General features: G+C 42.2%; 13 protein-coding genes. 9 read left to right on the top strand and 4 right to left on the bottom strand.

The window, feature by feature from the left end; translation table 11 throughout:
- Window positions 1-53 precede the first annotated feature (53 nt).
- Window positions 54-815: a glycerophosphodiester phosphodiesterase gene (locus HMPREF9007_RS04505; RefSeq protein ID WP_008763131.1), complete on the top strand. Its 762-nt coding sequence runs from the start codon at window positions 54-56 to the stop codon at window positions 813-815.
- A gap of 125 nt (window positions 816-940) precedes the next feature.
- Here HMPREF9007_RS04505 and HMPREF9007_RS04510 read toward each other — a convergent pair whose 3' ends face one another.
- Window positions 941-1237 carry a thioredoxin family protein gene (locus tag HMPREF9007_RS04510; RefSeq protein WP_008763130.1) on the bottom strand — a complete coding sequence of 99 codons (297 nt, stop codon included), beginning with the start codon at window positions 1235-1237 and terminating at the stop codon, window positions 941-943.
- A 410-nt stretch (window positions 1238-1647) separates the two neighbouring features.
- Here HMPREF9007_RS04510 and dapF point away from each other — a divergent pair, with 410 nt between their 5' ends.
- The 6 genes from dapF (at window position 1648) to HMPREF9007_RS04540 (ending at window position 8832) form a co-directional block, all read left to right on the top strand.
- The gene (dapF, locus tag HMPREF9007_RS04515; RefSeq protein WP_008763129.1) at window positions 1648-2451 is read left to right on the top strand and encodes a diaminopimelate epimerase; all 804 of its coding nucleotides are present in this window, start codon (window positions 1648-1650) and stop codon (window positions 2449-2451) included.
- Between the two features lie 57 nt (window positions 2452-2508).
- On the top strand, window positions 2509-3741 hold the full coding sequence (locus HMPREF9007_RS04520; RefSeq protein ID WP_008763128.1) for an LL-diaminopimelate aminotransferase: 1233 nt from the start codon (window positions 2509-2511) through the stop codon (window positions 3739-3741).
- 74 nt (window positions 3742-3815) lie between these two features.
- A complete protein-coding gene (locus tag HMPREF9007_RS04525) occupies window positions 3816-4541 on the top strand; it encodes a hypothetical protein (RefSeq protein ID WP_008763127.1) in 726 nt (241 codons plus the stop codon).
- A 149-nt stretch (window positions 4542-4690) separates the two neighbouring features.
- Window positions 4691-5047 (top strand): P-II family nitrogen regulator, encoded by a 357-nt coding sequence (locus tag HMPREF9007_RS04530; RefSeq protein ID WP_008763126.1) that lies wholly within the window; start codon window positions 4691-4693, stop codon window positions 5045-5047.
- Window positions 5048-5129: 82 nt separating this feature from the next.
- Window positions 5130-6587 (top strand): ammonium transporter, encoded by a 1458-nt coding sequence (locus HMPREF9007_RS04535; protein ID WP_008763125.1) that lies wholly within the window; start codon window positions 5130-5132, stop codon window positions 6585-6587.
- A 55-nt stretch (window positions 6588-6642) separates the two neighbouring features.
- Window positions 6643-8832 carry a glutamine synthetase III gene (locus HMPREF9007_RS04540; RefSeq protein ID WP_008763124.1) on the top strand — a complete coding sequence of 730 codons (2190 nt, stop codon included), beginning with the start codon at window positions 6643-6645 and terminating at the stop codon, window positions 8830-8832.
- A gap of 751 nt (window positions 8833-9583) precedes the next feature.
- On the opposite strand, the gene HMPREF9007_RS04545 is transcribed toward HMPREF9007_RS04540, so the two are convergent.
- The 3 genes from HMPREF9007_RS04545 to HMPREF9007_RS04555 are packed head-to-tail and all read right to left on the bottom strand — an operon-like array spanning window position 9584 to window position 10304.
- Complete coding sequence (locus tag HMPREF9007_RS04545; protein ID WP_008763123.1) at window positions 9584-9823, bottom strand: hypothetical protein; 240 nt, start codon at window positions 9821-9823, stop codon at window positions 9584-9586.
- Window positions 9820-10047 carry a hypothetical protein gene (locus tag HMPREF9007_RS04550; RefSeq protein ID WP_008763122.1) on the bottom strand — a complete coding sequence of 76 codons (228 nt, stop codon included), beginning with the start codon at window positions 10045-10047 and terminating at the stop codon, window positions 9820-9822. The genes HMPREF9007_RS04545 and HMPREF9007_RS04550 overlap by 4 nt, the downstream gene beginning before the upstream one ends.
- Entirely contained in the window at window positions 10044-10304 is a 261-nt protein-coding gene (locus HMPREF9007_RS04555; protein ID WP_008763121.1) for a hypothetical protein, read from the bottom strand. The genes HMPREF9007_RS04550 and HMPREF9007_RS04555 overlap by 4 nt, the downstream gene beginning before the upstream one ends.
- 520 nt (window positions 10305-10824) lie before the next feature.
- On the opposite strand from HMPREF9007_RS04555, the gene HMPREF9007_RS04560 reads away from it, so the two are divergent.
- Together HMPREF9007_RS04560 and HMPREF9007_RS04565 are read left to right on the top strand one after the other, a co-directional pair.
- Window positions 10825-11118, top strand: a complete 294-nt coding sequence (locus tag HMPREF9007_RS04560) for a helix-turn-helix transcriptional regulator (RefSeq protein WP_008763120.1) — start codon at window positions 10825-10827, stop codon at window positions 11116-11118.
- 65 nt (window positions 11119-11183) lie between these two features.
- Entirely contained in the window at window positions 11184-11543 is a 360-nt protein-coding gene (locus HMPREF9007_RS04565) for a hypothetical protein (protein WP_008763119.1), read from the top strand.
- Window positions 11544-11973: the final 430 nt, after the last annotated feature.

Below are 11973 nucleotides of genomic sequence, written 5' to 3'. Positions count from 1 at the left end.
TGTGTTTTATTTTTTATAATTTTGGACTCATAAACTTTTTAAATGTACTATCAATGAAGATAAAAAGAATTATTCTAATGGTTGCCCTTATCATTTCAGTAGCTAGTGTCCAAGCGCAAAAGTCGCAAGTTATCGCCCATCGTGGCTACTGGAAAACAGCAGGTTCTGCGCAAAATAGTATCACAGCACTTCAAAAAGCCGATTCTATCCATTGCTATGGCTCCGAATTTGATGTATGGCTTACCAAAGACAATAAACTGGTTATCAATCATGACCCTGTCTATAAGATGAAATACATGGAGTATTCCAAAGGTGACGCTCTTACAGGATTGAAACTATCGAACGGAGAGAACCTGCCCAGCCTGGAACAGTATCTGGAAGCCGGTAAAAAATGCAATACCAAACTTATATTGGAACTAAAAGCACTTAACAGCAAAAAGCGTGAAACGAAAGCCGTACAGGAAATTCTTGCCCTGGTAACAAAGATGGGACTGGAAAACCGTATGGAATATATCACTTTCTCACTGCACGCCATGAAAGAGTTTATCCGCCTGGCACCTGCCGGAACTCCGGTATTCTATCTCAACGGCGAGCTATCTCCCAAAGAACTGAAAGACCTCGGTGCAGCCGGACTCGACTATCATATGGGAGTAATCAAGAAACATCCCGAATGGATCAAAGAAGCCCATGATCTCGGACTGAAAGTCAATGTATGGACCGTAGATAAAGCAGAAGACATGAAGTGGCTCATAGACCAAAAGGTGGACTTCATTACGACCAACGAGCCGACTGTGGCACAGGAAATACTAAAATAGTTACTCTCAGAAAATGTAAAAAGCCGACAGAAACTTTTTGCAAATATTCGATAGATACAAGAAGCACCATTATACATATTTATTTGCTGTATAATGGTGCTTCTTACATAAAATTCAAACAGGACTTATTTAAAATCTTCCAATACCTCTTTCAACTCTCCTATGGTCAACTCTCCTACCTGCCTCCACAATTCATGTCCTTTATGCAACAGAAGGAACGCAGGCACCGTATCTATATTATGAGAATCGGCTACAGTTTTATTTTCCTCGATATTCACGTTAATCAATTCAATGACTCTCCGTTCATAAGTACGGAGCACAGGCCCTATCCATTCGTAATGAGGTGACCAGTCGGCATAAAACACAATCAATACCAAATGATCGCTCTGCGCCGCAACTTCCAATTGTTTCTCTATATCCATATTGCTACATTATTATATTTATTAGTAACTAAACAATGCTATAACAAAAAGGTTCTGCAAAACTGCAAACAAGCAATATGATATATAAAAGCGAAAAATCACTAGCATATCGACCTATTGTAAAAGCGAAAATTCACATTTTAGATCGAATACAAGGACTGATTTACCCCAAATATTCTTCATATATTATGGAAGGATATGCAAAACAAATCAAGCAAATAACAGTTTATTAATATAAAGGTATGCATAATTTCAATTTATAACAAAACATGGCTTTATTTCCCGCGATTGTAAGATCGTATAAAATAAATAGAGATTAGACATCTTTTCATCAAAAGTTAAATCAAAAAGTCATATCTTTGCATTGTAATAAAACAAAAGGATACAACAACCAATTAATAAAGAACAAAATGACAACCAAGATTAAGTTCACAAAAATGCATGGAGCAGGTAATGACTACATATATGTAGATACTACCCGATATCCGATAGCAGCCCCTGAAAAGAAAGCAATCGAATGGAGCAAGTTTCATACGGGAATTGGAAGTGACGGACTTATATTGATTGGCAGTTCTGACAAAGCAGATTTCAGTATGCGTATATTTAATGCAGATGGTTCGGAAGCAATGATGTGTGGCAATGGAAGCCGTTGTGTAGGCAAGTATGTATACGAATACGGATTAACTGCCAAAAAGGAAATCACGCTTGACACCCGTTCGGGCATTAAGGTTCTGAAATTACATGTAGAAGGAGGAAAGGTGACGGCAGTCACTGTAGATATAGGTAGTCCTCTGGAAACGGAAGCGGTAGATTTCGGCGATCAATTTCCTTTTCAGTCTACCCGGGTATCAATGGGAAACCCGCATCTGGTAACTTTTGTAGAAGATATTACCCAAATCAATCTGCCGGAAATTGGTCCGCAGTTAGAAAATTATCATCTCTTTCCGGACAGGACAAATGTAGAGTTTGCTCAGATCGTAGGTAAAGACACCATTCGGATGAGAGTTTGGGAAAGAGGTTCAGGAATCACCCAGGCCTGTGGAACAGGCGCTTGTGCCACGGCTGTAGCCGCTGTTCTCCATGGATTGGCAGGAAGAAAATGTGATATAATAATGGATGGGGGAACCGTCACCATCGAGTGGGAAGAAGCAACGGGACACATATTAATGACAGGACCGGCAACTAAAGTTTTTGATGGGGAGATGGAGGGATAGGTAATAAGTATTAGGTAATAGGTAACAGGTTTTGCAGAAACTTAAAACAATAACAATATGGCATTAGTAAACGAACATTTTTTGAAATTACCGGGGAGCTATTTGTTCTCGGATATAGCGAAGAAGGTAAATACATTCAAAATAACGCATCCGAAGCAGGATATTATCCGGTTAGGTATCGGAGATGTCACTCAGCCGCTTCCCAAAGCATGTATCGAGGCTATGCACAAAGCAGTGGAAGAGCTGGCAAGTAAAGATACATTTCGCGGATATGGTCCTGAGCAGGGGTACGATTTTCTGATTGAAGCTATTATAAAGAATGATTTCGCTCCACGTGGCATTCATTTCTCACCATCAGAAATATTCGTCAACGACGGAGCCAAAAGTGATACCGGAAATATCGGCGATATCCTTCGCCACGACAATAGTGTCGGTGTAACAGACCCTATTTACCCGGTATATATTGACAGTAACGTCATGTGCGGACGTGCCGGAGTGCTGGAAGAAGGAACAGGCAAATGGAGCAATGTGACTTATATGCCTTGTACAAGTGAGAATGACTTCATTCCGGAGATTCCCGACAAACGGATAGACATTGTTTACCTCTGCTACCCGAACAATCCGACAGGGACGACACTGACCAAACCGGAACTAAAAAAGTGGGTAGACTACGCATTGGCAAATGATACACTGATTTTGTTCGATGCCGCATACGAAGCCTATATCCAAGATGCGGATATCCCCCACTCCATATACGAAATCAAAGGAGCCAAGAAATGTGCTATTGAGTTCCGCAGTTTCTCAAAGACAGCCGGTTTCACCGGAGTACGTTGCGGATATACCGTAGTCCCGAAAGAACTGACAGCTGCCACACTGGAAGGCGACCGGATTCCACTCAACAAATTATGGAACCGCCGCCAGTGCACTAAATTCAACGGCACTTCTTACATCACACAACGTGCAGCGGAAGCCGTCTACAGTACAGAAGGCAAAGCACAGATTAAAGAAACGATTAACTATTATATGACCAATGCGAAGATCATGAAGGAAGGACTGGAAGCTACCGGATTGAAAGTATACGGAGGCGTCAATGCTCCATACTTATGGGTGAAAACCCCGAACGGACTCTCTTCCTGGCGATTCTTCGAACAGATGTTGTATGAAGCCAATGTAGTAGGAACCCCCGGTGTAGGTTTCGGCCCCAGCGGTGAGGGATATATCCGACTGACAGCATTCGGCGATCACAACGATTGTATGGAAGCAATGAGAAGAATAAAGAACTGGCTTTGATAGTATTTTGCGCGCTACTATATAACACTGGACCGTACATCCACATTTTTCTAACTATTAAAGGTAAAAAGACGATGAAAACGACGATTAACAAAAAATTGAGGGGCATAGCAGCAGCGTTATTACTGATCGGCCTTGTGCCATCCAATATGATGGCGCAGGATAAAGTAGAAGCCTCCGTAGGAGCAGACTTGGTAAGTGGTTATATCTGGCGTGGTCAGGATTTAGGCGGAGTCAGCATTCAGCCTTCATTAGGAATCTCTTACAAAGGACTTTCACTCGGAGCATGGGGATCGGTAGGGTTTGAGTCATCGGATACTAAAGAGTTCGATTTGACTCTCGGTTATTCAACCGGTGGTTTCAGCATCTCGGTAACGGATTACTGGTTCAACACTCAGGTACCTACCAACAAGTATTTCAAATATGGCGCTCATTCAACCGCTCATGTATTTGAGGCACAGGTAGGATATGATTTTGGTCCGCTGGCAATCAACTGGTACACGAACTTTGCAGGTGCCGACGGAGTTAAAGAAAACGGGAAAAGGGCTTATTCTTCCTACCTCGCACTTAGTGCACCGTTCAGCCTTGGAGGACTTGACTGGACAGTAGATGTAGGAATGGTACCTTGGGAGACGACTTTTTATAATGGATACACAAGTGGATTCTGCGTTTCCGACATCAGTCTCGGAGCTGTCAAGGAGATCAGGGTTACTGATTCATTCTCGGTTCCGGCATTTGCCAAAGTATCAGTAAATCCACGTACGGAAGGCGCTTACTTCACATTCGGATTAAGTTTTTAAGAGAGAGAGTTTATATAGTCAAAGAGCGTATAGGGAACAGGAAGGTAGTTAGAGTTTAGATTTTATCGGTTTGTTGTATGGTAACCTGCGATGGCTGCCACCTCCCTATACCTCTTCTTTTTACAGGTCAACACTAATATTTAAGGTATATGAAAAAGATTGAAGCTATCATCCGTAAAACCAAATTCGAGGACGTGAAAGACGCTCTGCTCGAAGCGGACATTGAATGGTTCTCTTACTACGATGTAAGAGGGATCGGTAAAGCACGGCAAGGACGTATCTATCGTGGAGTGGTATATGATACCAGCACCATCGAACGTATTCTGGTTTCTATTGTAGTACGCGACAAAAATGCAGAAAAGACCGTACAGGCTATCATCAAAGCCGCACAAACCGGAGAGATCGGTGACGGACGCATTTTCGTCATTCCTATCGAGGACGCCATCCGCATCCGCACCGCCGAACGTGGCGACATCGCTCTCTATAACGCCGAACAGGAACGATAACCGACAACCGGCAAGGTGCCGGGGCCAGATTTCCTTTCGGATGATAATATTATAAAAACAGGTATTAAATAAGATAATCATTATGGATAAAACATATAAGAGACACAGCTTCACAAAGCTGTGGATAGCCACTGCTATGTTCATTTTCTGCTGTTTCGCAACCAGTGCTTTTGCACAGGAAGCAGTTGATGCAGATACTTTTATGACAACTACGGAGACAATTACTGAAGTCAAAACTACACCTGAAATTGCTGAAACCGCCACTGCTTCTGCCGAAACAACTCCCGATACAATCGGGGAACTGGCATTAGGATTGAATACAGTCTGGATGCTGCTTGCGGCAATGCTCGTATTTTTTATGCAGCCGGGGTTTGCATTGGTTGAGGCGGGTTTTACCAGAGTCAAGAATACCGCCAACATTTTGATGAAGAACTTTGTGGATTTCATGTTTGGTTCCTTGCTCTACTGGTTCATCGGTTTCGGTCTGATGTTTGGTGCGGGAGGTCTCATCGGAATGCCACACTTCTTTGATCTGTCATTCCTCGACAGTGATTTACCCAGAGAAGGATTTCTGGTTTTTCAGACAGTATTCTGCGCAACGGCAGCCACGATTGTATCGGGAGCGATGGCGGAACGCACCAAGTTCTCCATGTATCTGGTCTATACTATCTTTATCAGTGTACTGATTTACCCAATTTCCGGTCACTGGACATGGGGTGGCGGCTGGCTGATGAACGGAGAAGAAGGTTCGTTCATGATGAATCTTTTCGGAACGACGTTCCATGACTTTGCAGGTTCAACGATTGTCCACTCCGTTGGTGGTTGGATTGCTTTGGTAGGTGCTGCTATTCTTGGTCCCCGTATCGGTAAATATGGCAAAGACGGTAAGTCAAGAGCTATTCCGGGACACAACCTGACAGTTGCCGCACTGGGTGTATTTATCCTTTGGTTCGGATGGTTCGGATTCAACCCCGGATCACAGTTGGCAGCAAGTACCGAAGCGGATGCAATGGCCATCTCACATGTATTTCTGACAACAAATCTGGCGGCTTGTGCCGGTGGCTTCTTTGCACTGGCGATGAGCTGGATGAAATATGGCAAACCGTCTTTATCACTGACACTGAATGGTGTTTTGGCAGGTTTGGTAGGTATCACAGCCGGATGTGACGCTGTAGTTCCCTCAGGAGCGGTATTAATCGGTGCCATTTGTGGTGTAGTCATGATATTTGCAGTCGACTTTATTGACAAGGTATTGAAGATTGACGATCCTGTCGGTGCTTCTTCCGTACACGGGGTTTGTGGTTTCTTGGGAACAGTGCTCACAGGATTGTTTTCTACCAGTGAAGGGTTGTTCTACGGACATGGAGCCGGCTTTTTGGGTGCCCAGCTTTTCGGTGCGGTTGTTGTCGGAGTCTGGGCGGCAGGTATGGGATTCATTATCTTCAAAGTACTCGACAAGATTCACGGACTTCGCGTTCCGGCACGTGTCGAAGAAGAAGGTCTCGACATCTACGAACACGGAGAATCTGCTTATAACTAAGCTAAAAAAGGAATTTTTACTCTAACATATTTAACAACAAATCAAATTAGGTATTATGTCAAAACTAAGATTCAGAGTCGTAGAGACAGCTTTCAAGAAGAAAGCGGTTGAAGTAGCAACACCTGCCGAACGCCCTTCGGAATACTTCGGTAAGTATGTGTTCAACAAGGAAAAAATGTTCAAGTACCTTCCAAGCAAGGTATACAACGCACTGATTGACGCTATTGACAATGGTGCCCCGCTAGACCGCAGCATCGCTGATGAAGTAGCTGCCGGAATGAAAAAATGGGCTGTCGAAATGGGTGTCACTCATTATACTCACTGGTTTGCACCGCTCACCGAAGGTACGGCAGAAAAGCATGACGCTTTCGTCGAACATGACGGCAAAGGAGGCATGATGGAAGAGTTCACAGGCAAACTGCTGGTACAGCAGGAGCCGGATGCTTCTTCTTTCCCGAACGGCGGTATCCGTAATACTTTCGAAGCACGCGGATATAGCGCATGGGACCCATCATCACCCGCATTTATCGTAGATGATACGCTTTGCATCCCGACTGTATTTATCGCATATACAGGTGAAGCCCTTGATTATAAAGCACCGTTACTGAAAGCTCTGCGTGCCGTAGATAAAGCTGCAACCGCCGTCTGCCACTATTTCAATCCTGAGGTAAAGAAGGTCGTTGCCTATCTGGGATGGGAACAGGAATACTTTCTGGTAGATGAAGGTTTGTATGCCGCACGTCCGGACTTACTTATGACAGGACGCACATTGATGGGACATGACAGTGCCAAGAACCAGCAGTTGGAAGACCACTATTTCGGTGCCATCCCTACCCGTGTGGCCGCATTTATGAAAGACCTTGAAATTGAAGCGTTGAAACTGGGTATTCCTGTAAAGACCCGTCATAACGAGGTAGCTCCGAATCAATTCGAATTAGCTCCTATCTTCGAAGAATGCAACCTGGCAAATGACCATAACCTACTGATCATGTCGTTGATGCGTAAAGTCAGCCGCCGTCACGGTTTCCGTGTATTGCTTCATGAAAAGCCGTTCAAGGGTGTCAACGGTTCCGGCAAGCACAATAACTGGTCACTGGGAACGGATACAGGTATCCTGTTGATGGGACCGGGCAAGACGCCGGAAGATAACCTGCGCTTTGTCACATTCGTAGTGAATACGCTGATGGCAGTTTACCGTCACAACGGATTACTGAAAGCTTCTATTTCCAGCGCTACCAACGCTCATCGCCTGGGAGCCAATGAAGCACCTCCCGCTATCATCTCTTCTTTCCTCGGCAAACAGTTGTCACAGGTATTGGATCATATCGAGAACAGCACCAAAGACGATCTGATCAACCTTAGCGGAAAACAGGGAATGAAGCTGGATATTCCCCAAATCCCCGAATTGCTGATTGATAATACAGACCGCAACCGCACCTCTCCTTTCGCTTTCACCGGAAACCGGTTTGAGTTCCGTGCCGTAGGCTCTGAGGCTAACTGTGCAAGTGCCATGATTGCATTGAACTCTGCCGTAGCAGAACAACTGATGAAATTCAAAAAGGATGTAGACGCTCTGATCGAAAAGGGAGAACCGAAAGTTTCCGCTATCCTTGAAGTAATTCGCGGATATATCAAAGAATGTAAGGCTATCCACTTCGATGGCAACGGTTACAGCGACGAATGGAAAGTAGAAGCCGCCCGTCGAGGTCTGGACTGTGAAACAAGTGTTCCCGTTATCTTCGACAACTATCTGAAACCGGAGACAATTGCTATGTTCGAAGCAATCGGTGTGATGACGAAAAAGGAACTGGAAGCCCGCAACGAAGTAAAATGGGAAACTTACACGAAAAAGATTCAGATTGAAGCCCGCGTATTAGGCGACCTGGCAATGAACCACATTATTCCGGTCGCTACTCAATATCAGACGGATCTGATTAATAATGTCTATAAAATGCAGTCCTTATTTCCGGCAGATAAAGCAGCCAGACTATCTGCCAAGAATCTGGAACTGATCGAAGAAATCGCCGACCGCACCGCCTTCATCAAAGAACACGTAGATGCAATGATTGAAGCACGAAAAGTGGCGAACAAGATCGAAAGCGAACGCGAAAAAGCGATCGCTTACCACGATACAATCTTTCCGGCACTGGAAGAGATTCGTTACCACATTGACAAGCTGGAACTGATCGTAGACAACCAGATGTGGACACTGCCGAAATACAGAGAACTGTTGTTTGTAAGATAAAAAAGAAATGCTGAATGGAGAATATCTTCATTCAGCATTAAGATAGAAATTATCTATTTCTTTTGTTGGTTGTTTTAAGTTTACAGATAGGCTTTATTGAGAAATAAGGTCTATCTTTTTATTTATCAGCAATTTACAAAACAAATAGAGATAATAAAAAGCCCATCATTACTAATGATGGGTAACAAAATAGTAACAAAAAGTATTTTTATGCTCTACTGATGGGCTTTCTTGGTGTAAAGTTACATATTCTTTCCTAATACACAAACTTTCCAAAGAGAAAGCCAATATTTATAGGGAGAGAAGCATTTGGACTTTCTCTCCCCATAAGTATTCTTTTAGCTGAACCTATGCAAGCGAAATAAGACCGCTCTCAACAAACGGCCATTTTCCGTCCGTATCTGCTTATGTCCTGTATCTTCACCTCCGACTATGTTATGTGCCGGTTAAGTGTGCATTCGTTCCTTGTCACATTCTCGCTATGTGTTGCCGTTCAATCCGTCTACAAGGATAAATCTCAAAAAAATAAAGTTTTATTCTTGCGTCATTTGCGTCATATCCGTCATAAAAGCATGGTTTATTGCCGGGAATGGTGGCATTTAAACCGACTTGCCAAAGGCAACTATAATGCTAATCTTTAAATATTCTTCAATAATTTGCAAGAAATGTAATCCCGGCAACCATATTGTTACCGGGGCGTCTTTGTTGATGGCGTCAACTTCAGTGTCGGACCGAAGTCCCCTGACACTTACTATGTATTCTCATCACTCCTATGTGTACTTCCTTTTCCAATTGTTGCCCATTTGATAACATCATAAGCGTTACAATACCATCTCCCATTTTGACGATTAGGCGGTATTTTCTCAGCGCGAATATCACCGGAACCTACCAATTTAAACAAACGCCCTCTACCTCCAACAATGTCAGCTGCTTCACGCTGACCAAAAGTCTTATCATTAAGTACAATCTTTAATATTTCCTCGTTTATCATACCCGCCCCTCATCATCTATAGATAATTCCTCTATCAACTTATGATAATCATGTATTACCATCAACGGGTAGAAATCCTCTTCACTGTATTCATCATTGGCCAATGCATGTTCTACAGCCTTTGTATAGGCTTCACAGAGAAAAACCTTTCTTTCCTCTAATTCCTCCTCTCTGATCTGCTTAATGAACCGAGCGGCCGCGTCTGTTACTCTGATTGTCTTCATACTTTCACCTCCTTGTTAAGTTCTGCGTGCGCCTGTTGTGCGATATCGTAGCCGATAATATCGGATAAATCCGACATCATATCTAAAGTACTATTCTGCATTTCTGCAATCTGCTTTGCCGGATATTCTTGCCAATCCTGATAATCCAAGCCTTTAAAATGCTTTTTTACATAGCTATTAAGCAAGCCGTTCAACTCTGTTGCAGCCCGCAACAAGTCCGCCAACTCTTCGTTAATGGTTAAAGGAAATTGTTTCATAATTAATATCTTTATGATGGGGGTACGTCAAACGCACATCCCCGGGTTAATAATCTTGTAAAGATAGGATACCTATTTTCACAAACCAGTATCCCCAAAGTAGACAAAATGTAATTACAAGTTACACACAGTTATACCGTCTTAAAATTCACTAAGCAGGGATAATCCTTGTTTATGTCAAACATAGCGTTGTAGTTATGTTTCCGACCTTGTGCAGTAAGATAAAGTTTGTTGTAACGTTTCGGTTCTATACAAACTTCTCTGCTACTTACTTCTTCATAACTGGAACAGTGTTTCAAAAAGATGTGCTCCACTTGTTCCAAAATCTTAGAAATGTTCTTCTTTGCCATAATCGTTTTTATTGGTGTTTATTATGATTTTTCGGCTACAAATGTATGGGAAAAAATATACAAAACAATATGCAAACACAATAAAATCCCATACTTTAACAATAATTAGTATGACATATCCCATACACAAAGTAAATAAACACTATTTTTGAAATGAAAAATAAAAAGTTATGGAGCATAGAATTAAAGAACTTATTAAAGAAAAGGGATATACGCAGGCGCAATTTGCGAAAAAATTAGGTATAACACGTGTTTCTCTGATTCAATCATTAGAATTGCCTTCAGGGTCAACTCTTGAACGTATTGCCGCCGCTTTGGACGTTCCCATGTGGCAACTATTCGCATCACCTGAAGAAGCCAAAGGCGAAGAGCTAACCGCCCTAATTCAACACAAAAGTGACTACTACAAAGCCACATCTGTAGATGAATTGAAAAAAATCATATCTGAAATAGAAGAAAAATAGAGAAATGTTTGCTTTTTTGTGTGCTTGTCTGTTAATTTGTTGTATAATTTTAAACATACAAAGACATGAAAAAAGCACTATTTTTTCTGGCAATGTTGCCGTTAATACTATTTTCTGCGTGTAGTGATGATAACGAGAATGTTACAGGCTTAAACGGTACTATTTGGGAGTATAACGATGGTAAGTATTATAAGACGATCCTTTCATTTTGGGAAACTTCATTTGAGATGAAATCATCTTTAGATATTGATGAAGATGGTGTTTTTGAAATATCAACGACGGACAAAGGTACGTATGAAATGAATGGAAATGATCTTTATTTTAATAGTAATGATATAGATATTAAATCTGCTCGGATTGATGGTGATCTCATATACATACAATTAGATGAAAGTACAGATAATATCATTTTTCATAAGAAATAAAAGAGCTTTTAAATAAGTAGCTCATTCTTCCATAGTGTCGGGGGGGGTGCCTGTAAAGCACTCCCTTTTTTATGTCAGCGCAAAAATGCGCTCACATTGATTTTCGCTCATACGGGAAATTACCCCTATGTAACGTTTGTTATCTGCCCTAAAAATGTTTAGTTCAGGTTTAGGGCGTGATAATCAGGCGCTGCCCCAATACCAGTTTTTCCGGTATTGAAATACGTGTTCAAACCGTATTTAAAACGTAACTCACAATTACCTTTATAATGTGTGTTCAAACCATATTTAAGACGTAACTACCTGATTATCAATTTTAGGGGAATTTCCCCCAAAAATGGGGAAACAGTTTTTTTGCTCCACAAAATTATGGAGCAAGTTTTCAACAATTTTGGCGAATACGGTATTTTAACCACCTTATCCGGTGGTC

The organism is Bacteroides sp. 1_1_14, assembly GCF_000162515.1.
Classification (GTDB): Bacteria; Bacteroidota; Bacteroidia; order Bacteroidales; family Bacteroidaceae; genus Bacteroides; species Bacteroides thetaiotaomicron.
This window is presented reverse-complemented; position numbering and strand designations above follow the sequence as displayed.